This is a genomic window from Ramlibacter agri, from assembly GCF_012927085.1.
Lineage (GTDB): Bacteria > Pseudomonadota > Gammaproteobacteria > Burkholderiales > Burkholderiaceae_C > Ramlibacter > Ramlibacter agri.
Window position 1 is genome coordinate 3,320,565 of the sequence record NZ_JABBFX010000001.1, and the last position, 22,585, is coordinate 3,343,149.

Here is a 22,585-nt window from a genome sequence, read left to right on the forward strand (position 1 = left end):
CCAGATGTTGAATTTCGTTCAGGCCTTCTTCTTCGCCGCCGGATTCAGGTTCGTGATCCGCCCCGATTCGGTGCCGGCCGTCTCGTCGATGATCGCGTTGATCAGCGTCGGCTTGCCGCTGGCGATGGCCTCGTCGATGGCGCGCTTCAGTTCGGCCGGCGTCGCCGCGCGCACGCCCTTGCCGCCGAAGGCTTCCATCATCAGCTCGTACTTCGCGTCCTTGACGAACACCGTGGGCGCGACTTCCTTGCCCAGCGGGTTGACGTCGGTGCCCTTGTAGATGCCGTTGTTGTTGAAGACGACCACGCACACCGGCAGGTCGTAGCGGCAGACCGTCTCGACCTCCATGCCGGAGAAGCCGAAGGCGCTGTCGCCGCAGACGGCGATGACCTGCTTGCCGGTGACGGCCGCGGCCGCGACGGCGAAGCCCATGCCGATGCCCATGATCCCCCAGGTGCCGACGTCGAGGCGCTTGCGCGGCTCGTACATGTCGACGATGGAGCGGGCGAAGTCCAGCGTGTTGGCGCCTTCGTTCACCAGGTAGGCGTCCGGGTTGGCCTTGATGGTGTCGCGGATGACGTTGAGCGCGCTGTGGAAGTTCATCACCGGCGGGTTCTTCGCCAGCGTCTCGGCCATCTTGGTGAGGTTCTTGTCCTTGCGTTCGGCGATGGCGCCGGTCCAGTCGCTGGGCGGCTTGCTCCAGGAGGAGCCGATCGCCTGGTTCATCGCGGCGATGCAGGAGCCGATGTCGCCGATCACCGGCGCGGCGACGGCGACGTTGCTGTCCGCTTCGGTCGGCGAGATGTCGACCTGGATGAACTGCTGCTGGCCCCAGCCCTTGGAATCGGCCGCGCCCCAGGTCTTGCCCTTGCCGTGCGACAGCAGCCAGTTGAGGCGTGCGCCCACCAGCATCACGACGTCGGCTTCGGCCAGCACGTAGGAGCGGGCGGCGGAGGCGGACTGCGCGTGGTTGTCCGGCAGCAGGCCCTTGGCCATGGACATCGGCAGGTAGGGAATGCCGGTCTTCTCGACGAACTGCTTGATCGCTTCGTCGGCCTGCGCGTAGGCGGCGCCCTTGCCCAGGATCACCAGCGGCTTCTTCGCGCCCTTCAGCAGGTCGATGGCGCGCTGCACGGCATCGGGGCCGGGGATCTGCTTCGGCGCCGGGTCGACGACCTTGATCAGCGAACGCTGGCCGACTTCCCTGGACACGACCTGCGCGAACAGCTTGGCCGGCAGGTCCAGGTAGACGCCGCCGGGGCGGCCCGACGCGGCGGCGCGGATGGCGCGTGCGATGCCCACGCCGATGTCCTCGGCGTGCAGCACGCGGAAGGCCGCCTTGCACAGCGGCTTGGCGATGGCGAGCTGGTCCATCTCCTCGTAGTCGCCCTGTTGCAGGTCGACCACCTCGCGCTCACTGGAGCCCGAGATGAGGATCATGGGGAAGCAGTTGGTGGTGGCGTTGGCCAGCGCCGTCAGGCCGTTCAAGAAGCCGGGCGCCGACACCGTGAAGCAGATGCCGGGCTTGCCCGTGATGAAGCCGGCCGCCGCCGCGGCGTTGCCCGCGTGCTGTTCGTGGCGGAAGGAGATGACCTTGACGCCTTCGCCTTGCGCCTGGCGCAGGAAGTCGGTGATGGGGATGCCCGGCAGCGCGAAGATCGTGTCGATGCCGTTCAACTTCAGAGCGTCGATGACCAGATGGAAACCATCCGTTGTCTCTTGATCCTGCATGGAGGTGGTCATGGTCGGAGAGTCCCGCGTTGAGAGTGAGAGAATGGTAGAAGTCGCCTTCCGCAAAGCCTCTTGACCGCAGTCAAGTTTCGGAAATTCCTAGGGGAATCCCTGCTCCAGACCCGATGACATCGATCGAAAAGCATCCCGAACGGAACGTCATTCGCGTGCAGCTCGCGCACAACGTCGCCCTCAAGGGCATGACGGCGGCGCAGATGCAGGAGCTCGAGCCCATGCTCACCATCGTCGATTGCCAGAAGGGCGAGGCGCTGCTGAACCAGGGCGTGCACGAGATGGAGCAGTACTTCATCCTCGACGGCATCCTGAAGCGGGTGGTGGGCAACCAGGAAGCCAAGGAGATGATCCTGCGCTTCGCGGAAGAGGGCCAGATGGAGACCAGCTACGCCGCCTGGCGGCTCGGCACGCCGGCGCCGTACAGCATCGTGTGCGTGACGCGCGCGCGGGTGGCCAAGCTGCCGCTGCGCGAGTGGGTGGTATTCCTCGAGCGCCATCCGGGCGTGAAGCAGGCCTTCGAGTACGAGGTGATGCACCACATGAGTGAAATCATGGCGCACACGATCACCTTGCACCTGCTGGACGCGCCAGGCCGGGTGAAGCGCTTCCTGCGCAAGCACCCGGAACTGGAGGAGCGGCTGCCGAAGAAAGAGCTGGCCTCATATCTCAATCTCTCGGCAGAAACGCTCAGCCGGCTGAAGGCCAAGGGCAAGATCTAGGCCTGCGAGCGTTCGATCAGCGTGCGGCGCATCGGCCGCAGCGCCACCCAGGCCAGGATCGCGGCCGCCGCGTTCATGATGCTCGCCGTGATGAACACCGCATGCCAGCTGCCGCTGGCCGCCGAGAGCACGCTGGACAGCGGCACCAGCAGCGCCGCGGTGCCCTTGGCGGTGTACAGCAGGCCGGCGTTGGCGGCGGCGTACTTGGCGCCGAAGGTGTCCGCGCAGGTCGAGGGGAACAGGCTGTAGATCTCGCCCCAGGCGAAGAACACCAGGCCGGTCAGGATGACGAACATGACCGGGTTGCTGCCGAAGGCGTACAGCGCCAGGATGCCCAGCGCTTCCAGCCCGAAGGCGATGAACATGGTCTGTTCGCGGCCGATGCGGTCGGAGACCCAGCCGAAGAAGGGGCGGGTCAGGCCGTTCAGCACGCGGTCCATCGCCAGCGCGAAGGTCAGCGCGGGCAGCACGATGCCGGCCAGGCTCACCGGCGTGTCGGCGACCTTGAAGTCCTTGGCGATGGGCGCGAGCTGCGCGGTGGCCATCAGGCCGCCGGCCGCAACCAGCACGAACATCAGGTACATCACCCAGAACACGGGCTTGCCCAGCATTTCGCCCGGCGTGTATTCCTTGCGGGTCTGCTGCACCTTCGCCGCGTCGGAGGCGCGCGAGGCGTAGCGGTTGCCCGCCGGCGCCGCGTGCAGGAACCAGGACAGCACGAAGATGATCGCGCCCTGGCCGATGCCGAAGTACAGGAAGGCGGCCTGGTAGCCGTGCGCCTGGATGTACATCGAGATCGGCACCACCGTCAATGCGGAGCCGGCGCCGAAGCCGGCGGCCGTCAGGCCGGCCGCGAGACCGCGGCGATCCGGGAACCACTTGAGCGCATTGCCAACGCAGGTGCCGTAGACCGCGCCGGCGCCGACGCCGCCGACGGCCGCGCCCACGTACAGCAAGGTCAGCGTGTCGGCATGGGCATTGATGACCCAGCCCAGGCCCGCGAGCAGGCCGCCGGCCATGACGACCACGCGCGGACCGTACTTGTCGACCAGGTAGCCCTCCACCGGAACCAGCCAGGTTTCAGTGAGCACGAAGATGGTGAAGGCGACCTGGATCGCCGCCTTGGTCCAGTGGTGCTGCTCCGCGATCGGGTTCACGAACAGCGTCCAGCCGTACTGCAGGTTGGCGATCATCGCCATGCAGATGATGCCCAGGACCAGCTGGCTCCAGCGGTAGGCTGGTCCGTGTTCCGCCGCGGCGGGTGCGGCCAGGCCCGCGCCGGGTAGCGCGTCTACGATCTTGTCCATCGATGTCTCCTGTAATGTAGGTTTAGGAGGAGGGAAGCAATCAGGTCTTCGAGTGCATGAACCGGCGCGATACCGTCATCAACTGCAGCCGGTTGTCCACCTTGCCCAGGCCGGCGACCGTCGAAGCCACGCGTTCGCTGTCCTGTTTTTCTTCATCGCTCGCGACCAGGCCGGCGAGCACCACGCGGCCGTCGCGCGCTTCGATCTGCACGTCGACGTCGCGCGTGGCGGGCTGCGACTTGAGCGCCGCGCGGACGCGGGCGCCCAGCGCCAGGCCTTCCAGCACGGCGCGCGATTCCGTCGTTTCCTGGAACTCCGGCCGCTGCGCCAGTTGCACGATCTGCTCCACGCAGCTGTCCACGGACAGCCGCTCGGTGTTCAGCACCACGTCATAGAGCAGGGGGTCGCCCCAGCTCACGCCGAACTGCGCGTTCATGCGCGCGATGTGCGCGTTGTCGCTGCGGCGCACTTCGTTCTCCGCGGCCTGGCGGTCGTCGGTTCCCAGGTGCTCCATCAGCCAGCCCACGCGCAGCGCGAAAGGGCGCGTGACGCGCACCCGCAGCACGTGCGAGACGGGGCGCAGCAGGCAGGTCGCGCCCCAGCCGCGCAGGATGACGTTGCCGCGCGCGGCCTGCGCCAGCACCTCCTCGGCGGTGTAGAGCGCCACCTGCTGCTTGTCGGTGGACAGGCGTTCGACCAGGCCGGCCTTGCCTTCGCGCAGGCGCCGGATCAGGCTGGGCGCCACCTGCATGCGGCCGGCCACGTTGTCCACCACCTCGTCGCGCAGCACGGCGAGGCCGCTGGTTTCGGCGAGCCGCAGGGCCACGTCCTTGGCCAGCGAGCCCATCTCCTGCGTCAGTGCGATGACCGGCATGGCGGGCCCTTCCTCAGTCGACCGGCTGTTCGGTGGTGAAGGTGCTTGCCTTGGGCTTGCGCACCATCGCGATGAGGCGGCCGATGACCGGCCAGAACAGCAGCAGCAGCGCCAGGCCGGTGATGGTGCCCACCAGCGGGTTGGAGACCATGATCGACAGGTCGCCCTGCGACACCAGCATGGCCTGGCGGAACGAGTCTTCCGCCTTGTCGCCCAGCACCAGGGCGAGCACCAGCGGCGCCAGCGGGTAATCCAGCTTCTTGAAGATGTAGCCCAGCGCGCCGAAGCCCAGCATGAACCACACGTCCAGCATCGCGTTGTGCACGGTGTAGGCGCCGATCGCGCAGATCACCACGATCACCGGCGCGATGATGGCGAAGGGGATGCGCAGGATGGCGGCGAACAGCGGCACCGTGGTCAGCACCACCAGCAGGCCGGCCAGGTTGCCCAGGTACATCGAGGCGATCAGGCCCCAAACGAAGTCCTTCTGCTCCACGAACAGCAGCGGGCCGGGTTGCAGGCCCCAGATCAGCAGGCCGCCCAGCAGCACGGCGGCGGTCGGCGAGCCGGGGATGCCCAGGGCCAGCATGGGCAGCAGCGCGCTGGTGCCGGCGGCGTGGGCCGCGGTCTCGGGCGCGATCACGCCTTCCATCTGGCCGGTGCCGAACTTGGCGCCGTCCTTGGACATCTTCTTCGCCAGGCCGTAGCTCATGAAGGAAGCGGGCGTCGCGCCGCCGGGCGTGATGCCCATCCAGATGCCCACCAGCGAGCTGCGAATGGAGGTGACCCAGTACTTCGGCAGCTGCTTCCAGGTCTCCAGCACCACCTTCGGGTTGATCCTGGCGCTCTTGCCGGTGAAGGCCAGTCCTTCCTCCATCGACAGCAGGATCTCGCCGATGCCGAACAGTCCGATCACCGCGATCAGGAAGTCGAAGCCGCGCATCAGGTCGGGGATGCCGAAGGTCAGGCGCAGCTGGCCGGTGACGGTGTCCATGCCGACCGCGGCCAGCGCGAAGCCGATCGCCATCGAAGCGAGGATCTTGAACGGCGAGCCCTTGCCCATGCCGACGAAGCTGCAGAAGGTGAGCAGGTAGACCGCGAAGAATTCCGGCGGCCCGAACTTGAGCGCGAACTTCGCGACCACCGGCGCGAGGAAGGTGATCATCACCACCGCGACGAAGGCGCCGACGAACGACGACGTGAAGGCCGCGGTCAGCGCCTGCCCCGCGCGCCCGTCCTGCGCCATCGGGTAGCCGTCGAAGGTGGTCGCCACCGACCACGGCTCGCCCGGGATGTTGAACAGGATCGAGGTGATGGCGCCGCCGAAGAGGGCGCCCCAGTAGATGCAGGACAGCATGATGATCGCCGAGGTCGGCGACATCGTGAAGGTGAGCGGCAGCAGGATGGCGACGCCGTTGGCGCCTCCCAGCCCTGGCAGCACGCCGATGAGGACGCCGAGGGAAATGCCCACCAGCATCAGCAGCATGTTCATCGGGCTCAGGACCACGGCGAAGCCGTGGAACAGGGCGCTGAGTTCGGTCATGGTTCTTGGCGCCTCAGGTTTTCAGTAGCCGAGGAAGGACAGCAGGTCCAGCGTGCCCTTGGCGAGCGGCACCTTGAACCAGACTTCGAACATGAGGAAGAAGGCGGCGTTGATCAGCACCGCCGTCACGACGCTCTTGATCACGCTGATCTTCCCCAGCCGCACCATGAACAGCGCGATGTAGACGGCGGAGGCGATGTAGATGCCGACGAACTGCACGGCCAGCACGTAGATCACCGCCGGCACGAACACCACCAGCACGCGCCGCAGCTGCTCGCCGGTGACGAAGATGCCGTGGCTGCGGTTCTTGCCCAGCAGCGATTGGTACAGCACTCCCAGCGCGGAGATGCACAGGATGAGGCCGACGTAGAAGGGGAAGTAGCCGGCGCCGGGGCCGTCGCTGGTCCAGCCGGCGCCGAGCTTGTGGCTGGCGACGACGATGACGAGCCCGAGGGCCAGCACCAGCAGCGCCATCACGGCTTCGATGGCAAACGTGGGCACGCCGTGGCCTTCGGCTTCGCTGGCCTGGTCTTGCGAATCCATGTGTGGAATCTCCAAGGAGAAGCCCCCGCGCGCGGCGGGGGCAGGGGGCTTACTGGGAGATGAAACCCGCGCTCTTCATCAGCTCGCGGTGCTGCTGTTCCGCCGCGCCGAGCCACTGGAAGTACTTGTCGCCGTCCATGGAGGTCTGGTTGAAGGCGCCCTTCTCCATGTAGTCCTTCCACTCGGGCGTCTCGCGGACCTTCTTCAGCAGGTTCACGTAGAAGTCGACCTGGTCCTTGCTCACGCCCGGGGGCATGAAGACGCCGCGCAGCATGGTGTAAGCGGTGGGCACGCCGGCTTCCTTGCAGGTGGGGATGTCCTGCCAGGACTGCTTGTCGGTGATCTTGGCCGGGTAGGGCATGCGCTTGTCGTCGAACACGCACAGCGGCCGCAGCTGGCCGGCGCGCCACTGCGCCACGGCCTCGATCGGGTTGTTCACCGTGGAGTCGATGTGCTTGCCCACCAGCTGCACGGCCACTTCGCCGCCGCCCTTGAAGGGCACGTAGATGAACTTGGCGCCGGTGGCCTTCTCGATGCCGACGGTGAGGATCTGGTCTTCCTGCTTGGAGCCGGTGCCGCCCATCTTGAACTTGTTGGCACCGCCCGCCTTGACGGCGGCGAGGTAGTCGCCGGCCGTCTTGTACGGCGTCTCGGCGTTGACCCACAGCACGAAGTTGTCCAGGGCCATCATCGACACCGGCGTCATGTCGCGCCAGTTGAAGGGCACGCCGGTCGCCAGCGGCGTCGTGAACAGGTTCGAGAGGGTCACCACCAGCTTGTGCGGGTCGCCCTTGGCGCCCTTGACGTCGAGGAAGCCTTCGGCGCCGGCGCCGCCCGACTTGTTCACGACGATCATCGGCTGCTTCATGAGGCTGTGCTTGACCACGATGCCCTGGATCAGGCGCGCCATCTGGTCGGCGCCGCCGCCGGTGCCGGCTGGCACCACGAATTCGACGGGCTTGGTCGGCTCCCAAGCTGCGTGGGCGCGGGGGGCTGCCGTGGCGGCTAGGCCCGCTAGGAGGACGGTGGAGGCGAGAGCCGCCAACCGGGTGCTGAAGCTCGCTTGCATCATGGCTTGTCTCCTGCGTTACGCCCGGCGTTCGCCATTCGTGGGAAGTGATGGCGTGATCACCAGACCGCAGGCGGATGCTCCAACCAAGCGGGTTGGATTTCTCTTGACTGCGGTCAAGATTGCGAGATTCAGTGGGCCGTTCAGGGTTTGTCCGGGGGAGTCCGCGCCGGTCTTAGGCGAACGCCCTAAGGCCGCCCGGCGCGGCTGCGCGGGACGGCCCGTCTTGCAATCGCAATGGGAGCGCATCAGCGCGCCTGCCAGCGCTGGCGCGCGCACTCCACGGCGTTCACGAGGAATTCGGTGTCGTAGGCGCGCAGCAGGTGCGGGCGCTCGCGCTGCAGGTAGGCGCGCACGCATTCACCCTGCGCATGCGGCAGGCTGGCCCAGGTGGCGGCGTCCCATTCCCAGTTGAGATCGAGCTCTTCGAAGGCGGCGTTGTAGGCGAGGCGCTGGTCGTCGGCGGTGGCGGTGTGGGTCTGCATGGCTGTCTCCTTGTGGGCGCAATCTAGGCCGGACGCGCCATAAAGGACAGTCAAAGTTATTCATGGTTTCCATGCACGAACGCTTATAGTTGACGGCCATGCGCAATGCGACCTTGCGGCAGTTGAAGGTGTTCGAAGCGGTGGCCCGCCTGCGCAGTTTTTCGCGCGCGGCCGAAGAACTGCACCTCACGCAGCCCGCGGTGTCGACGCAGGTGCGCAAGCTGCAGGAGCACGCGGGGCTGCCGCTGTTCGAGCAATTGGGCAAGAAGATCCACCTGACGCCCGCGGGCGCGCAGATGCTGGAGTCCAGCCGCGAGATCATCCAGAAATTCCAGGAAGCCGAGGAGGCGATGGCGCACTTCCGCGGCGTCTCGGGCGGCCGGCTGAACGTGTCGGTGATCAGCGCCGGCGACTATTTCTTTCCGCGGCTGCTGGTGGATTTCGCGCAGCGCCATGCCGACGTCAGCTTCAACTTCGGCGTCGTCAACCGCGAGGAGCTGCTCACGCGCCTGAAGGACAACCAGACCGACCTGGCGGTGATGGTGCGGCCGCCGGACGACCTGGACACCAACGCCGAAGCCTTCGCGCCGCACCCTTACGTGATCGTCGCGCCGCCGGGGCACGCGCTCGCGCGCACCCGGCGCATCACCGTGAACCGCATCGCGCGCGAGCCCTTCGTGGTGCGCGAGCAGGGCTCGGACACCTGGAACTCGATGGCGCAGGGCTTCGGGCCACAGCTGGCCAGCGTGAACGTGGCGATGGAGATCCGCAGCACCGAGACCATCAAGCAGGCGGTGATGGCCGGCATGGGCATCAGCTTCCTGTCGGCGCACACCGTCAGCCGCGAGCTGCAGGCGGGCAGCCTGGTGGTGCTGGACGTGCAGGGCTTTCCGCTGATGCTGAACTGGTACGTGGTGCACCGGCGCACCAAGCGCCTGCCGCCCGTCGCCCAGGCCTTCAAGGCCTTCCTGTTGAAGGACGGGGCGAAGCTGATCGAGCAGGCGTTGGGGACGAAGCCGGTGCGGAAAGCGCGTTAAACGCTTTCCATGCGCACTCGCGCATGGCCGTTCTCACCCATCGTCTTCGCCAGCAACTTCACCAACGCATAAAGCGCATCGATATGCGGCGTCGGCGTGTCGGTGAGCCGCGCGAGCTCCACCACCGAGCCGACCAGCGCGTCGATCTCCGGCTCGCGGCCGGCTTCCACGTCCTGCAGCATCGAGGTCTTGTGCTTGCCGACCTTCTCGGCGCCGGCGATGCGCTTGTCCAGCGGCACGCGGAAGGTGATGCCCAGCTTGCCGGCCACGGCCTGCGCCTCGCGCATCATGTCCGCCGCCAGGCTGCGCGCCAGCGGGTCCTGGCAGATGTCGACCAGTGTCGCGTGCGTCAGCGCGCTGATCGGGTTGAAGGTGAGGTTGCCCCACAGCTTCAGCCAGATCTCCGCGCGGATGTCGTCCAGCACCGGCGCCTTCAACCCGGCGCGCACGAAGCAGCCGGCGACGCGATGTACGCGTTCGCTGCTGCTGCCATCGAGCTCGCCCAGCGGGAAGCGGTCGCCCTCGATGTGCCGCACCACGCCCGGCGCCACCAGCTCGGTCGCGGGGTAGACCACGCAGCCCAGCACGCGCTCGGGCGGGATGCGGCGCGCCAATGAACCGTCGGCGTCGACGCTGCGCACGGCCGTGCCCTCCATCGGGCCGCCAAGGCGATGGAAGTACCAGAAGGGGATGCCGTTCTGCATGGTGACCACGACGGTGTCCGGCCCGAACAGCTTGGGCAGTTCGCCGGCCACCGCCGCCACCTGGTGCGCCTTGGTCGCCAGCACGACGATGTCCTGCGGGCCGGCTTCGCCGTAGTCGTTGGTGGCGCGGATGTTGCGCGCCACCTGTTCGCTGCCTTCCTGCCGCAGCGTGATGCCGTTGGCGCGCAGGGCCTGCAGGTTGGCGCCGCGGGCGAGGAAGGTGACGTCCTCGCCGGCCAGCGCCAGGCGCGCGCCCACATACCCGCCGATGGCGCCGGCGCCGATGATCGCGATCTTCACGGAGAGCTCCTGGTTTGGGAATCAGGCGATGCGGTTCGCCAGCCGGCCGACGCCGGCAATTTCCACTTCCACCGTGCTGCCCGGCTGCATCGAGCCGACGCCGACGGAAGTGCCGCAGAGAATGATGTCGCCCGGGAACAGGGTCATGTCCTGGGAGATGTGGCTCACCAGCTGCGCCACCGAAAAGCGCATGTCGCTGATGGGGTAGTCCTGCCGCAGCTGGCCGTCGAGCCAGGTGCGCACGACCAGCTGCTGCGGGTCGATGCCGGTCGCCACCGCCGGCCCGAACGGGCAGAAGGTGTCCAGGCCCTTGGCGCGCACCCATTGCCCGAAGGACGGGTCGCGATCGACGACGCCGGCCAGCGTGACGTCATTGGCGCAGGTGTAGCCCAGCACGTAGCGCGGCGCATCCGCTTCGCTCACCTGCTTGCAGCGCTGTCCGATGACGATGCCCAGCTCGCCTTCGAAGACGATCTTGGCGCCGTTGCCGGGATGGCGGATCGTGCCGCCCGGCTCCAGGTAGGTATTGGGCGTCTTCACCAGGTACAGCGGTTCGGCGGGCACGTCGAGCTTGAGCTTTTCGCGCAGCGCGCCGAAGTTGTTCCACAAGGCGATCACCTTGCTGGGCTGCACGGGCGTGAGCAGGCTCACATCCGACAGCGCCACCGTGCGGTCGCCGCGCTCCGGGTATTCGAACAGGTTGCCGTGCCAGTGGCGCACCCGCTCGCCTTCGAGGGTGCCGAAGCCCTCGCGCCCGTTCTCGGCGAAACGCACCCAGTGCTGTTGCATGCGGGCCTCCTCAGGCGGCGAGCCGTGCGTCTTGCGGCGCGGCCGGCGCGTAGCTGCCGGCGAGCCAGCGGGCCTGCGTCTGCTCGATCGCCTCGGCCAGGAACTCCAGGGCGTAGGCGCGCAGCAGGTGCGGGTGCTCCGCCGCGATCCAGGCGCGCACGCCTTCGAGCCGCACGCGGGCGAAGGTCGCGGCGTCCCAGTGCCAGCTGAGGTCCAGCTCGTGGAAGGCGGCGTTGTACGCGTGGCGTTGCGCCTCCGCGGCGGGGTCCGGGGTCGTCACCAGCTGCAGCATCAGGATCTCCTTCGGTTGGAAGGGAATCTAGGCGCTGCGAGCAATCAATGATAGTTAAACGTTTTTATGCGAACCATCAACGATCGTTGATAGTCCGCGCTGGCGGGCGAATTCGCCGGCGCTCACCTTGCCGCCGCCTTCGGGGCGCAGCTTGAGGATCTCGATCATCCCGCCCTGCGACCAGACGAAGATGGAGTCGCTGCCGACACGCGCGATGTCGCCCGGCTTGTGGCCGCCGGGCACGAAATGGCCGACCACGTGCTTGCGGCAGTCGTAGACGCGCACGTGCACGCCATCGAGCACCGTCCAGGCGCCGGGCGCGGGGTTGCAGGCGCGGACCAGGTCGTAGACGTGGTCCAGCGGCGCGGCCCAGCGGATCTGCGCTTCTTCGTCGCGCAGCCAGCCTTCGTAGGTGGCCAGGCTCTCGTCCTGCGGGTGTTCCACGTGCCTGCCCGCCATCACCAGGTCGGCGGCTTCCAGCAAGGCGGCCACGCCCAGCGGGAACAGCTTGTGGAAGTAGACCTCGCCCAGCGTCTCGTCGGGGCCGATGGGGCAGGACTTCTGCAGCACGATCGGGCCTTCGTCCAGGCCGTCGGTGGGGCGGAAGATGGTGAGGCCCGTTTCCTTGGCGCCCAGCGCGATCGGCCAGCTGATGGAGCTGGGCCCGCGATGCCGTGGCAGCAGCGAGGGATGGAACTGGATGGTGCCGTGGCGCGGGATGTTCACGAACTCCTGCGGCGCGAACTGCAGCACGTAGGCCATGATGCCCAGGTCGGCCTCGAGCGAGCGCATGGTCTGCACCGCTTCCTCGCTGCGCAGGCTGGCGAAGGTGAACACGGGCAGCCCCAGCGCCTGCGCGTCGGCGCGCAGGGCGTCCGGCCGGGTGCCGGGCCGGTCGGGGATGCAGAAGACGCCGGCGATGGTGTCGCCGCGGGCGAGGAAGGCATCCAGGACGGCCTTGCCGAATTCCTGCTGCCCGATGAAGGCGATGCGCGCGATGATGGCCTCCGGCTCGTTGTTCGCGCCTACCTGAAGACGAAGTAGGCGGCCAGAGCGTACAACAAGATGCCGAACACCTTCTTCAGCGGCCGCACGTCCATGCGGTGCGCGGTGCGCGCGCCCACCGGCGCCATCAGCATGCTGGCGATCGCGATGCACGCCAGGCCCGGCAGGTACAGGTAGCCGATGGCGCCCTCCGGCACGCCGGTGAGGCCGCGGCCGGCCCAGAGGTAGCCGAGGGTGCCCGAGAGCGCGATGGGGAAGCCCAGCGCCGCGGAGGTGCCCACCGCGTCGTGGATCTTGATGTTGCACCAGGTCATGAAGGGCACGCTGATGAAGCCGCCGCCCGCGCCGACGATGGCCGACAGCATGCCGATGACGCCGCCGGCCGCGAAGGTACCGGCTGGCCCGGGCAGGGTGCGGCCGGCTTCGGGCTTGCGGCCCAGGAACATCTGCGTGGCGGAGAAGCCGACGAACACCGCGAACAGGATGCCCACCACCTTGCCGGGCAGCGCCGAGGCGATGTGCGCGCCAATGAGCGAGCCGACGAAGATGCCCGGCGCGAGCACCTTCACCACGTGCCACAGCACGGCGCCGCGCTTGTGGTGCGCGCGCACCGAGGACAGCGAGGTGAAGCAGATGGTGGCGAGCGAGGTCGCCACCGCCATCTTCACCGTGAGGTCCGGCGCCACGCCCTTGGCCGCGAGGATCATGGTCATGAAGGGCACCAGCAGCATGCCGCCGCCTATGCCCAGCAGCCCCGCCGCGAAGCCGGTGGCCGTGCCGAGAAGCAGGAGTTCGAGTATGAGTTGCGGTTGGAGGAAGGACATGGCGAAGAAAAAGGGGCTGCCCGAATGGGCAGCCCCTGGTAGAGGGTGTCTGCGGTGGCACCGGACCGCATCCTGAACCGGAGTTCAGGTGGGCGAGGTCAGCATGGCGTTGGGTTCATCTGACGCGAGATGATCACGCTCGCCAGCGATGTTCCAAGCCCGCGCTCAAAGAGCATTGGTTCAAGGAAATATAAAGCCCGGCACTCACAGCAGACGGGTTCATTCTAGGACGCAAATCGCGCGTTCGCGAAAGTCCGCGTGTGAAGTCCTGCAAGTTTTAGGGCTTGACAATTGCAGCACGAAGCTCAACTGCCACAGACGGTCAGAGCAGCCGGCCGTCTTCGCCCAGCGCGTTGTCCAGGCGCACCATCAGCTGCGCGAGGCGGACGTCGTCGGCGAGGTTGCGGATGCCGGTGAGCGTCTTCTCGCTGTGGTTCGCCACGATAGGCTGCGCCGCCGGCGCGGGCCGGTCGGTGAGGTCGAAGGCGAGGTTCAGCGCGGCGAGCACCGCGATGCGGTCGCGGGCCTTGACCTTGCCGGCATCACGGATGCGGCACATCGCGGTGTCGACTTTTTCCACGGCTTCGAGCAGGCGCTGCTCGCCGCCTTCGGGGCAACCGAGCAGGTAGCTCTGGCCCATGATCTGCACTTCCAGCTGCTTCATGCGGGCGTGTTGAGGTCCGGCAGGCGTTCCAGCAAGGCGTCTACGCGCGCACGCGCAGCCGACAGGCGGGACTTGAGCGAATCGCGTTCCTGCGTGAGCAGGTCCACCTGCTCCTGCAGCAGGGCGTTCGTGCGTTGCAGCTCCTCGTAGCGTACGAGCAGGCGCTCTACGCGTTCGACGAAGGGGTCGATCTGGGAGCCGCTGGCCATGGGCGAATTGTAGGGTTTTGTGTCTGCAAGCGCTTTAGAATCAAGGGGTTGGTGCTCGCGGTGTGGTTCGCATGCCGCAGTTCAACGGGAAGCAGGAGGCCGCGGCGCAACAGTGCCCCGCCAACCTGCGCTGCCCCCGCAACGGTAAGCGGAGGGCGGCGCCGTCCAAGCGCGGCGCTGCCCGCTTCCATCCTCGTCAGCCACTGGGACGCGTTCGACACGGCGCGGCCTGGGAAGGCGATGGAAGGCCCATCCGCCAGCCCGGATACCGGCCAACGCAGGGGCCGTGCATGCGTGCGCGGCCGGTTTGCCCAAGGCGCCGGCGGGGAAGCCGGACGCGGGCTTGCATCCGGGTCCTTCCCATGACAACAACGACCGTGCCTCCCTTCGCGCGCGCGCTGCTCGCCGCGGCCGCCGCCTTCGCCGCGCCCGCGCTCTTCGCGCAGACGACTCCGACCCTGGCCGAAACCCGCGTCACCGCGACCCGCTTTCCCGAGCTGGAACGCACGCTGCCTTTCGGCGTCAGCGTCATCACCGCCGACCAGATCCGCGCCAGCGGCGCCACCAACGTCAACGACGCCATCGTGCGCCTGCTGGGCGTGCCGGGGCGGCAGGACCTGTACGGCGGCGGCGAATACAACCTGGACCTGCGCGGCTTCGGCACCACCGCGGACCAGAACCAGGTGGTCGTGCTCGATGGCGTGCGCATCTCCGAGGCCGACCTCGGTGGCACGCGCATCTCCGGCATCCCCATCGAATCGGTGGAACGCATCGAGGTGCTGCGCGGCAGCGGCGCGGTGCTGTACGGCGAGGGCGCCACCGGCGGCGTCATCGCCATCACCACCAAGTCCGGCAGTGGCCGCCAGCAACCGAACTCCGCCTACGTCTACGGCGGCGTGGGCAGCTTCGCGACGACCGACCTGCGCGCGGGCGCCACGGTGGGCGGCAACGGCTTCAGCCTGGATGCCAATGCGCAGAAGCGCAAGACCGACAACTACCGCGACAACTTCGCCAGCGACAGCGACGCCGTTTCCGCCACCGGCCAATGGTCGAACGACTGGCTGCGCCTGGGCGCGCGGCTGGCGCAGGACAACCTGGACACCGGCCTGCCGGGCGCGTTGACCGCGCAGGAGTACGCGCAGGACCCGCACCAGGCCTCCACGCCCAACGACCACGCGCACATCCGCAACGAGCGCGCCTCGGTGTTCGGCAATGCGGACGTCGGCAACTGGCAGCTGGCCTTCGACGCCGGCCATCGCACCAAGGCCCTGCGCAGCCTGAACAGCGGCTTCCCCTTCGACTACGACATCGCGGCCGACAACTATGGCGTGCGGGGGCGCAACCAGGGCCGCATCGCCGGCCTGGACAACGTGCTGGTGCTCGGCGTCGACGTCGACGACTGGCAGCGCGACACCCTGGGCAGCTTCCCCGCCACGGCGACGCAGCAGACGCGCTCCTTCTATGCGAAGGACGACGTCATCCTGGCCGGCGGCACGCGCATCTCGCTCGGTGGCCGCCACGCCAACCTGGACAAGAACGACGGCGACAGCGGCATCTCCGACGGCCAGAACGCGTGGGAGCTGGGCGTGAGCCATCCCTTCACGCCGGCCTTCACCGGCTATGCGCGCGCCGGCCGCAGCTTCCGCCTGCCCAACGTCGACGAGTTCAACTTCACGACGCCGGGCGTGGCGCTGCAGCCGCAGACCTCCAACGACGCCGAGATCGGCGCGCGCTTCGCCTGGCACGGTGGCCAGCTGGATGCGCGCCTGTACCGCAGCCTGTTGAAGAACGAGATCGGCTTCGACCCCAATGCGGTCGGGCCCTTCGGACCGTTTGGCGCCAACGTCAACTTCGACCCGACGCGCCGCCAGGGCCTGGAAGTGGACGCGCAGCATGCGCTGACGCGCACCGTCGGCATGCGCGTGAATGCGGCCTGGCGCGAAGCCACCTTCCGCTCCGGCCCTTATGCCGGCAACGACATCCCGCTGGCGCCGCATGCCACTTTGGCCGTGCGGGCCGACTGGACGCCGGTGGCGAACCAGCGCGTGAGCGGCGGCGTGGCGTGGGTGTCCTCGCAGCACCCGGACTTCGCCAACACCTGCTCGATGCCCTCGTACACGACGGCCGACGCCCGCTACGCCATCACCTACAAGATGGCCGAATTCGCGCTGGGCGTGACCAACCTGTTCGATCGCAAGTACTACACGCAGGCTTTCGGTTGCGTGGCGGGCACGACGACCTCGATCTATCCGGAAGCAGGGCGCGCGTTCACGGCGTCCGTGCGGGTGCAGTTCTAGCATCTGATTACAATCCCTGTCGTTGGTGCTCGCGGCATGGTTCGCATGTCGCGGTTCAACGGGAAGCAGGAGGCCGCCGCGCGCACGCGCCAAAGCCAACCTGCGCTGCCCCCGCAACGGTAAGCGGAGGCAGGGCGACCCTCCGGTTGCCTTGCCGCTCCCATCATCGCAAGCCACTGGCAGGCGCCTGAAACAGCGCCGCCGGGAAGGCGATGGGATCAAAGTTCCGCCAGCCCGGATACCGGCCAACGAGGTGGCCGCGCGTGTCATGCGCGCGGCCGTGGTTGCCCAATGCCGGCGGGGAAGCCGGCGCGGGTGATATCCGTTCCTGCCAACAATGAAAACCAAGTCCGTGCCCCGCGCACGCCTCGCGCTGCTGCCGCTTGCGCTGTGCTCCGCCGTGCCCGCCTGGGCGCAAACCACCCTGAAGGAAACCGTCGTCACCGCGACCCGCGTGGAAACACGCGCCGACGAACTGGTGAGCGACGTCACCGTGATCGGCCGCGAGCAGATCGAAGCCTCCACCGCGCGCACGCTGGCCGAACTGCTGGCCCGCAACGCCGGCCTGCAGATGTCGTCCAACGGCGGCCTGGGCAAGCAGTCCAGCGTCTTCATCCGCGGCACCGAGAGCCGCCACACGATCCTGATGGTGGATGGCGTGCGCCTCGGCTCTGCCACCGCCGGCACGCCCAGCTGGGACAACATCCCGGTGGAGATGATCGAGCGCATCGAGATCCTCCGCGGCCCCGCGTCTGCGCTTTACGGCAGCGAAGGCGTGGGTGGCGTGGTGCAGATCTTCACCCGCAAGGGCACGCAAGGCTTCCACCCCTTTGCCTCCATCACCGCGGGCACCTATTCGCACTACAACGCGTCGGCCGGCATCGCCGGCGGGCAGGGCGACCTGAGCTACTCGCTGGGCGCGCAGCGCACGCAAGAGGGCGGCTTCTCCGCCACCAACCCGCGCGTCGCCTTCGGCAACTACAACCCCGACAACGACCCCTTCGAGCAGAACGCCTTCAACGGCTCGCTGCAGTACGACCTGGGCGGCGGCTGGCGCGTGGACGCCGGGGCACTCTATTCGGACGGCGTAACCTCGATCGACGACGGCCCGGGACGCGACTCGCGCACCACCGTGCGCAACCTGGTGGCGCATGCCGGCATCAAGGGCCGGCCCATGGCGAAGTGGCAGACCTCGTTGCGCGTCAACCAGGGCAACGACACGTCCGACGCCATCGTGGCCAGCTCCCCCGGCGCCTTCAAGACGGAACAGAGCGAACTGAGCTGGCAGAACGACATCGACACCGCCGCCGGCGTGGTGCTGGCCGGCCTGGAACAGCGGGTACAGAAGGTCAGCGGTTCCACGGCCTACACCGTCACCGAGCGCACCATCAACTCCGGCTTCGCCGGCATCAACGGCAACAGCGGCCCGCACAGCTGGCAGGCCAACCTGCGCCGCGACGAAAACTCGCAGTTCGGCGGCGCCACCACCGGCTTCGCCGGCTACGGCTACCGCATCGCGCCGGCCTGGCGCGCCAGCGCGTCCTACGGCACCAGCTTCGTCGCGCCTTCGTTCAACCAGCTGTACTACCCCGGCTTCGGCAACCCGGCCTTGCAGCCGGAAAAGGGCAAGAACTACGACCTGGCGCTGACCTGGTCGCAGGACGGCCAGGAAGTGAAGCTGGTGCGCTTCGACAACAAGATCCGCGGCTTCATGACCAACACCACCTTGCCGCAGAACATCCCGCACGCGCGCATCGACGGCTGGACCTTGGGCTACACCGGCAGTTTCGGCCAGCTGGGCCTGCACAGCTCGCTGGACCTGCTGGACCCGCGCAACGAGGCCAACGGCAAGCAGCTGCCGCGCCGGGCCAAGCAGCAGGTGACCGCGGGCGCCGACTGGTCGCAAGGCGCCTGGACCTACGGCGGCAACGTGCTGGCCGCCGGCCAGCGCTATGACGACGCGGCCAACGCCAACCGCCTGGGTGGCTACGCCACGATCGACCTGTACGCCGACTGGCAGGTGGCGCGCGACTGGAGCGTGCAGGCCAAGGTGAACAACCTCGCCGCCCGCGTGTACGAGACGGCCATGGGCTACAACCAGCCGGGGCGGGCCTTCTACGTGACGCTGCGCTGGCAGCCGAAGTAAAGTCGTCGCATGTCTCTGGAGATCGCCCGCGGCCCGCGCCGCATCGTCTGCCTCACCGAGGAAGCCACCGAGTGGCTCTACCTGCTGGGCGAGGATGCGCGCATCGTGGGCATCTCCGGCTACACGGTGCGCCCGCGCCGGGCCCGCGAGGAGAAGCCGAAGGTCAGCGCCTTCCTCAGCGCCAAGATAGCCAAGATCCTGGAACTGCAACCGGATTGCGTCTTCGGTTTCTCCGACCTGCAGGCCGACATCGCCGCGGAGCTGGTGCGCAAGGGCGTGCAGGTCACCATCTTCAACCAGCGCAGCGTGGAGGAGATCTTCGCCATGCTGTACCAGGTGGCGGCGATGGTGGGCCGCGCCGCCGACGGCCTGCGCCGGCTGGAGGCGATGCGTGCGCGCCTGCTGGAGATCGAGGCCGCGGGGCGCGCGCTGCCACGCCGGCCCCGCATCTTCTTCGAGGAGTGGGACGAGCCGCATATCAGCGCGATCCGCTGGGTGTCGCAGCTGGCCGGCATCGCCGGCGCCGACGACGTCTTTCCCGAACTGGCGCTGATGCCCATGGGCAAGGACCGCATCATCGCGGACGGGGCGGAGATCGTCCGCCGCAATCCGGACATCGTGGTCGGCTCCTGGTGCGGCAAGAAGTTCCGGCCCGAGAAGGTTGCTGCGCGTCCGGGCTGGGAGAACGTGAACGCGGTGCGCGCAGGGCAGCTGTTCGAGATCAAGTCCGCGGACATCCTGCAGCCGGGGCCGGCGGCGCTGACCGACGGCGTCGAGCAGTTGCATCGCATCGTCCTGGAATGGAGCCGCACGCATGGCTGAACTGGCGGTGGCGCGCAGCGAGCTGATCCTGGGCGGCCAGAAAAGCGGCAAGACCGCGCGCGCCGAGGCGCTGGCCGCGGCGTGGCTGGCGCGCTCGCCGGCGCATCGCGCCGTCTACATCGCCACGGCGCAGGCCTGGGACGAGGAGATGCGCGAGCGCATTGCGCGGCATCGCCGGGACCGCGCGCTGCGCGTGCCGGCGATGGAAACCGTGGAAGAACCTCTGGAGCTGGTGCGCGCGATCGGTGCGCACAGCCGCGCCGACACGCTGGTGGTCGTCGACTGCCTGACCTTGTGGCTGACGGCGCGCCTGCTGCCGGTCGATGCCCTCCAGGCGCTGCCGGCGCCTGACGATGAATTGATCGAACGCGCGGTCGCCGCGGCCGCCGGGCCGCTGGTGCTGGTGAGCAACGAGATCGGCCTGGGCGTGATCCCGATGGGCCGCGAGTCGCGCGCCTTCGTCGATGCGCTGGGCCGCCTCAACCAGCAGGCCGCAAGGGCTTGCGAGCGCGTGACGCTGATGGCCGCGGGCCTGCCGCTGCCGCTGAAAGGACAGTCGTGAAGAGGATCCTGGGGGCGCTGGTCCTCGCGCTCGTGCTGGCGGCGCCGGCCCGGGCGGAACTGAAAGTGACCGACGACCGCGGCGTCACCGTGACGCTGCCGCAGTCGCCGCGCCGCATCGTGAGCCTGCTGCCTTCGCTGACCGAGACCGTCTGCGAGCTGGGCGAATGCGGCCGGCTGGTCGGCGTGGACCGCTATTCCAACTATCCGGCTTCGGTGCTGGCCCTGCCCAGGGTGGGCGGTGGCATCGATCCGAACATCGAGGCGGTGGTCGCGCTCAAACCCGACGTGGTGCTGATGGCCACCTCTTCGCGCGGCGCCGAGCGGCTGGAGTCGCTGGGCGTCAAGGTGCTGGCGATGGAGCCGCGCACGGCCGCCGACGTGCCGCGCGTGATGGAGAAGCTGGGCCAGCTGCTGCAGGTGCCCGATGCGCAGCGCATCTGGCGCGCCATCAACGCCGGCGTGGCGGCGGCCGCGCAGTCGCTGCCGCCGGCGGCGCGCGGCGCGCGCGTGTACTTCGAGGTGAGCCGCGGTCCCTATGCGGCCGGGCCCGGCTCCTTCATCGGCGACGTCCTGCAGCGGCTGGGCGCGCGCAACATCATCACGCCGGAGATGGGGCCTTTCCCGCGCATCAACCCCGAGTTCGTGGTGAAGGCCGATCCCGACCTGATCCTGATCGGCGACCGCAACGCCGACGGCCTGGAGCAGCGTCCCGGCTGGGCGAAGCTGCGCGCGGTGCGCGAGAAGCGCATCTGCGTGTTCGATGCCGCGCAGTCGGACGTGCTGGTCCGCCCCGGCCCGCGCATGGCCGAAGCCGCGCGCCTGCTGGCGGGCTGCCTGGCGGCCAAGGCTGGCAAATGAGCGCTGCAGCCGTCGTCGACCGCCGCGGACTGGTGCTGGGCTTCGTGCTGCTGCTGGTCGCGGCGCTGGTGGCGGCCGTCGGTGCCGGCGTCGGCAGCACCGGCTTCGAAAGCGTGCTGCGGGCCCGCCACGATGCCGCGGCCTGGCAGATCCTGTGGGACATCCGCCTGCCGCGCACCCTGGGCGCCTGGGCCGCCGGCGCGCTGCTGGGACTGGCTGGCGCCGTGGCGCAGGGCTTGTTCCGCAATCCGCTGGCGGATCCTTACCTGCTTGGAAGCGCGTCCGGGGCCGCGCTGGGCGTCGCGCTGGCGCTGGTCTTCGTCGGCGCCTCGCCTTTCGCCGCGCACTGGCTGCCGCGCGTGGGCCTCACGGGCGCGGCCTTCTGTGGCGCCGTGGTCGGCGTGCTGATGACGCTGGTGCTGGCGCGCGGCGTGCTGCACACCTTGCGCCTGTTGCTGGCCGGCGTGATCGTGGGCGTGGTGCTCGGCGCCGCGCGCGACCTGCTGACGCTGGCCGTGCCCGACACCTTGCAGGCAATGCAGGGCTTCATGCTGGGCACCACCGGCTTCGTCGGCTGGCCGGCCTGCGGCGTGATGCTGGCCTTGCTGGTGCCGCTGCTCGCCGTGGCCTGGGCGCTGGGACGCATGCTGGATGCGCTGGCCCTGGGCGAGGCCACGGCGGCCAGCCTGGGCCTGCCGCTCGGTGCGATGCGCGCGGCGCTGGTCGCCGTGCTGGCACTTGCCACCGGCGGCGCGGTGGCGCAGACGGGCCTGATTGGTTTCGTGGGACTGGCGGCGCCGCACCTGGTGCGCTCCTTCGCGCCGGTGCCGCATGGCCGCCTCGTGCTGCTGGCGGCCTTGATGGGGGGGCTGCTGTTGATGGGCGCCGACGTGCTGGCCCGCTGGCTGATCGCGCCGCAGGAGTTGCCGGTGGGAGTGCTCACCGCGGTGCTCGGTGGCACCTATCTGCTGTGGCTGATGCACCGGCGCAGCCGGCGGGGCGTGTTCTCGTGAGCGCCCTCGAAGCGCGCGCATTGCGCGCCAGCCTGGGCCCGCGCGGCGACCGGCGCGAGGTCCTGCACGGCATCGACCTGCGCTTCGCCGCCGGCCGCTGGACCAGCATCGTCGGTCCGAACGGCGCGGGCAAGTCGACCTTGCTGCGGGCGCTGGCGGGCCTGCTGCCCCACGAGGGCGGCGTGCTGCTGCATGGGCGCGACCTGCCCACTTTCAGCCTGCGCGAACGCGCGCGCCAATTGGGCTGGCTGGGGCAGAACGAATCGGCAGCCGACGACCTCACGGTCTATGACGTCGCGATGCTGGGCCGCCTGCCGCATCGCGCCTGGCTGGCGCCGCCGGCGCCCGCGGACCATCAAGCGGTGGAAGAAGCCTTGCGCGCGACGCAGGCCTGGGACTGGCGCGAACGCCTGCTGGGGCACCTGTCCGGCGGCGAACGCCAGCGCGTGCTGCTGGCGCGCGCGCTCGCGGTGCGCGCCGGCGTGCTGCTGATGGACGAGCCGCTCGCCAACCTGGACCCGCCGCACCAGGCCGACTGGCTGGTGCTGGTGCGCGAACTCGTCGCGCGTGGCACGACGGTGGTCAGCGTGCTGCACGAACTCTCCATGGCCTTGCAGGCCGACGACATGGTGGTGCTGGCCGGCGGTCGCGTCGTCCACCACGGCCCCTGCGGCGCGGCCGAGACCCACGCCGAACTGGCCCGCGTATTCGACCATCGCATCCGCGTGCGTTCGCTGGAAGGCCAGTGGATCACGCTGCCGCACGACTGAAAGAG

The 22,585-nt window shown here is 68.7% G+C and carries 23 protein-coding genes and 2 riboswitches; of the genes, 9 read left to right on the forward strand and 14 right to left on the reverse strand.

The window, feature by feature from the left end:
* Positions 1-18: 18 nt before the first annotated feature.
* The gene (oxc, locus tag HHL11_RS16160; RefSeq protein ID WP_169419367.1) at positions 19-1,743 is read right to left on the reverse strand and encodes an oxalyl-CoA decarboxylase; all 1,725 of its coding nucleotides are present in this window, start codon (positions 1,741-1,743) and stop codon (positions 19-21) included.
* A gap of 113 nt (positions 1,744-1,856) precedes the next feature.
* On the opposite strand from oxc, the gene HHL11_RS16165 reads away from it, so the two are divergent.
* Positions 1,857-2,465, forward strand: coding sequence for a Crp/Fnr family transcriptional regulator (locus HHL11_RS16165; RefSeq protein WP_169419368.1), 609 nt, complete (start codon positions 1,857-1,859; stop codon positions 2,463-2,465).
* Here the strand turns inward: HHL11_RS16165 and oxlT are convergent.
* From oxlT to HHL11_RS16195, 6 genes are all read right to left on the reverse strand, one after another.
* Entirely contained in the window at positions 2,462-3,772 is a 1,311-nt protein-coding gene (gene oxlT, locus HHL11_RS16170) for an oxalate/formate MFS antiporter (protein WP_169419369.1), read from the reverse strand. The genes HHL11_RS16165 and oxlT overlap by 4 nt on opposite strands.
* 40 nt (positions 3,773-3,812) lie before the next feature.
* Positions 3,813-4,646: a cytidylate kinase family protein gene (locus HHL11_RS16175; protein ID WP_169419370.1), complete on the reverse strand. Its 834-nt coding sequence runs from the start codon at positions 4,644-4,646 to the stop codon at positions 3,813-3,815.
* Positions 4,647-4,659: 13 nt separating this feature from the next.
* Positions 4,660-6,189 (reverse strand): tripartite tricarboxylate transporter permease, encoded by a 1,530-nt coding sequence (locus HHL11_RS16180; RefSeq protein WP_169419371.1) that lies wholly within the window; start codon positions 6,187-6,189, stop codon positions 4,660-4,662.
* Positions 6,190-6,210: 21 nt separating this feature from the next.
* The gene (locus HHL11_RS16185; RefSeq protein ID WP_169419372.1) at positions 6,211-6,732 is read right to left on the reverse strand and encodes a tripartite tricarboxylate transporter TctB family protein; all 522 of its coding nucleotides are present in this window, start codon (positions 6,730-6,732) and stop codon (positions 6,211-6,213) included.
* A gap of 49 nt (positions 6,733-6,781) precedes the next feature.
* Entirely contained in the window at positions 6,782-7,801 is a 1,020-nt protein-coding gene (locus HHL11_RS16190; protein WP_169420067.1) for a Bug family tripartite tricarboxylate transporter substrate binding protein, read from the reverse strand.
* A 248-nt stretch (positions 7,802-8,049) separates the two neighbouring features.
* Positions 8,050-8,286 (reverse strand): HAD family hydrolase, encoded by a 237-nt coding sequence (locus tag HHL11_RS16195; protein ID WP_169419373.1) that lies wholly within the window; start codon positions 8,284-8,286, stop codon positions 8,050-8,052.
* Between the two features lie 98 nt (positions 8,287-8,384).
* Here HHL11_RS16195 and HHL11_RS16200 point away from each other — a divergent pair, with 98 nt between their 5' ends.
* Positions 8,385-9,323: a LysR family transcriptional regulator gene (locus tag HHL11_RS16200; RefSeq protein ID WP_169419374.1), complete on the forward strand. Its 939-nt coding sequence runs from the start codon at positions 8,385-8,387 to the stop codon at positions 9,321-9,323.
* On the opposite strand, the gene HHL11_RS16205 is transcribed toward HHL11_RS16200, so the two are convergent.
* The 7 genes from HHL11_RS16205 to zapB form a co-directional block, all read right to left on the reverse strand.
* Positions 9,320-10,327, reverse strand: a complete 1,008-nt coding sequence (locus HHL11_RS16205; RefSeq protein WP_169419375.1) for a 2-dehydropantoate 2-reductase — start codon at positions 10,325-10,327, stop codon at positions 9,320-9,322. The two genes, HHL11_RS16200 and HHL11_RS16205, sit on opposite strands and share 4 nt — an antisense overlap.
* A 21-nt stretch (positions 10,328-10,348) precedes the next feature.
* Complete coding sequence (locus HHL11_RS16210; RefSeq protein WP_169419376.1) at positions 10,349-11,116, reverse strand: fumarylacetoacetate hydrolase family protein; 768 nt, start codon at positions 11,114-11,116, stop codon at positions 10,349-10,351.
* Positions 11,117-11,126: 10 nt separating this feature from the next.
* Positions 11,127-11,408 carry a hypothetical protein gene (locus HHL11_RS16215; protein ID WP_169419377.1) on the reverse strand — a complete coding sequence of 94 codons (282 nt, stop codon included), beginning with the start codon at positions 11,406-11,408 and terminating at the stop codon, positions 11,127-11,129.
* Between the two features lie 54 nt (positions 11,409-11,462).
* Entirely contained in the window at positions 11,463-12,410 is a 948-nt protein-coding gene (locus tag HHL11_RS34840; RefSeq protein WP_342593242.1) for a methionyl-tRNA formyltransferase, read from the reverse strand.
* A 23-nt stretch (positions 12,411-12,433) separates the two neighbouring features.
* The gene (locus tag HHL11_RS16225; protein ID WP_169419378.1) at positions 12,434-13,237 is read right to left on the reverse strand and encodes a sulfite exporter TauE/SafE family protein; all 804 of its coding nucleotides are present in this window, start codon (positions 13,235-13,237) and stop codon (positions 12,434-12,436) included.
* A gap of 322 nt (positions 13,238-13,559) precedes the next feature.
* Positions 13,560-13,901: a cell division protein ZapA gene (locus tag HHL11_RS16230; protein ID WP_169419379.1), complete on the reverse strand. Its 342-nt coding sequence runs from the start codon at positions 13,899-13,901 to the stop codon at positions 13,560-13,562.
* Complete coding sequence (gene zapB, locus HHL11_RS16235; RefSeq protein WP_169419380.1) at positions 13,898-14,110, reverse strand: cell division protein ZapB; 213 nt, start codon at positions 14,108-14,110, stop codon at positions 13,898-13,900. Before zapB ends, HHL11_RS16230 begins: the two co-directional genes overlap by 4 nt.
* Positions 14,111-14,142: 32 nt before the next feature.
* A riboswitch (cobalamin riboswitch) is annotated at positions 14,143-14,401 on the forward strand.
* A gap of 71 nt (positions 14,402-14,472) precedes the next feature.
* Between zapB and HHL11_RS16240 the strand changes: the two genes are divergently transcribed.
* From HHL11_RS16240 to HHL11_RS16270, 7 genes are all read left to right on the forward strand, one after another.
* Positions 14,473-16,407: a TonB-dependent receptor gene (locus HHL11_RS16240; RefSeq protein WP_169419381.1), complete on the forward strand. Its 1,935-nt coding sequence runs from the start codon at positions 14,473-14,475 to the stop codon at positions 16,405-16,407.
* Positions 16,408-16,413: 6 nt separating this feature from the next.
* Positions 16,414-16,671: riboswitch (cobalamin riboswitch) on the forward strand.
* Between the two features lie 73 nt (positions 16,672-16,744).
* Positions 16,745-18,553 (forward strand): TonB-dependent receptor domain-containing protein, encoded by a 1,809-nt coding sequence (locus tag HHL11_RS16245; RefSeq protein ID WP_169419382.1) that lies wholly within the window; start codon positions 16,745-16,747, stop codon positions 18,551-18,553.
* 9 nt (positions 18,554-18,562) lie between these two features.
* Entirely contained in the window at positions 18,563-19,375 is an 813-nt protein-coding gene (locus HHL11_RS16250) for an ABC transporter substrate-binding protein (protein ID WP_169419383.1), read from the forward strand.
* Complete coding sequence (locus HHL11_RS16255; protein ID WP_169419384.1) at positions 19,368-19,937, forward strand: bifunctional adenosylcobinamide kinase/adenosylcobinamide-phosphate guanylyltransferase; 570 nt, start codon at positions 19,368-19,370, stop codon at positions 19,935-19,937. The genes HHL11_RS16250 and HHL11_RS16255 overlap by 8 nt, the downstream gene beginning before the upstream one ends.
* Positions 19,934-20,797, forward strand: coding sequence for an ABC transporter substrate-binding protein (locus HHL11_RS16260; protein WP_169419385.1), 864 nt, complete (start codon positions 19,934-19,936; stop codon positions 20,795-20,797). Before HHL11_RS16255 ends, HHL11_RS16260 begins: the two co-directional genes overlap by 4 nt.
* Entirely contained in the window at positions 20,794-21,810 is a 1,017-nt protein-coding gene (locus HHL11_RS16265; RefSeq protein ID WP_169419386.1) for a FecCD family ABC transporter permease, read from the forward strand. Before HHL11_RS16260 ends, HHL11_RS16265 begins: the two co-directional genes overlap by 4 nt.
* The gene (locus tag HHL11_RS16270) at positions 21,807-22,580 is read left to right on the forward strand and encodes an ABC transporter ATP-binding protein (protein ID WP_342593224.1); all 774 of its coding nucleotides are present in this window, start codon (positions 21,807-21,809) and stop codon (positions 22,578-22,580) included. The genes HHL11_RS16265 and HHL11_RS16270 overlap by 4 nt, the downstream gene beginning before the upstream one ends.
* Positions 22,581-22,585: the final 5 nt, after the last annotated feature.

Bases quoted from the DNA above. Each gene is read 5' to 3' on its own strand.
- oxc (WP_169419367.1), bottom strand. From the start codon at position 1,743: ATGACCACCTCCATGCAGGATCAAGAGACAACGGATGGTTTCCATCTG.
- HHL11_RS16165 (WP_169419368.1), top strand. From the start codon at position 1,857: ATGACATCGATCGAAAAGCATCCCGAACGGAACGTCATTCGCGTGCAG.
- oxlT (WP_169419369.1), bottom strand. From the start codon at position 3,772: ATGGACAAGATCGTAGACGCGCTACCCGGCGCGGGCCTGGCCGCACCC.
- HHL11_RS16175 (WP_169419370.1), bottom strand. From the start codon at position 4,646: ATGCCGGTCATCGCACTGACGCAGGAGATGGGCTCGCTGGCCAAGGAC.
- HHL11_RS16180 (WP_169419371.1), bottom strand. From the start codon at position 6,189: ATGACCGAACTCAGCGCCCTGTTCCACGGCTTCGCCGTGGTCCTGAGC.
- HHL11_RS16185 (WP_169419372.1), bottom strand. From the start codon at position 6,732: ATGGATTCGCAAGACCAGGCCAGCGAAGCCGAAGGCCACGGCGTGCCC.
- HHL11_RS16190 (WP_169420067.1), bottom strand. From the start codon at position 7,801: ATGCAAGCGAGCTTCAGCACCCGGTTGGCGGCTCTCGCCTCCACCGTC.
- HHL11_RS16195 (WP_169419373.1), bottom strand. From the start codon at position 8,286: ATGCAGACCCACACCGCCACCGCCGACGACCAGCGCCTCGCCTACAAC.
- HHL11_RS16200 (WP_169419374.1), top strand. From the start codon at position 8,385: ATGCGCAATGCGACCTTGCGGCAGTTGAAGGTGTTCGAAGCGGTGGCC.
- HHL11_RS16210 (WP_169419376.1), bottom strand. From the start codon at position 11,116: ATGCAACAGCACTGGGTGCGTTTCGCCGAGAACGGGCGCGAGGGCTTC.
- HHL11_RS16215 (WP_169419377.1), bottom strand. From the start codon at position 11,408: ATGCTGCAGCTGGTGACGACCCCGGACCCCGCCGCGGAGGCGCAACGC.
- HHL11_RS16225 (WP_169419378.1), bottom strand. From the start codon at position 13,237: ATGTCCTTCCTCCAACCGCAACTCATACTCGAACTCCTGCTTCTCGGC.
- HHL11_RS16230 (WP_169419379.1), bottom strand. From the start codon at position 13,901: ATGAAGCAGCTGGAAGTGCAGATCATGGGCCAGAGCTACCTGCTCGGT.
- zapB (WP_169419380.1), bottom strand. From the start codon at position 14,110: ATGGCCAGCGGCTCCCAGATCGACCCCTTCGTCGAACGCGTAGAGCGC.
- HHL11_RS16240 (WP_169419381.1), top strand. From the start codon at position 14,473: ATGACAACAACGACCGTGCCTCCCTTCGCGCGCGCGCTGCTCGCCGCG.
- HHL11_RS16245 (WP_169419382.1), top strand. From the start codon at position 16,745: ATGAAAACCAAGTCCGTGCCCCGCGCACGCCTCGCGCTGCTGCCGCTT.
- HHL11_RS16250 (WP_169419383.1), top strand. From the start codon at position 18,563: ATGTCTCTGGAGATCGCCCGCGGCCCGCGCCGCATCGTCTGCCTCACC.
- HHL11_RS16255 (WP_169419384.1), top strand. From the start codon at position 19,368: ATGGCTGAACTGGCGGTGGCGCGCAGCGAGCTGATCCTGGGCGGCCAG.
- HHL11_RS16265 (WP_169419386.1), top strand. From the start codon at position 20,794: ATGAGCGCTGCAGCCGTCGTCGACCGCCGCGGACTGGTGCTGGGCTTC.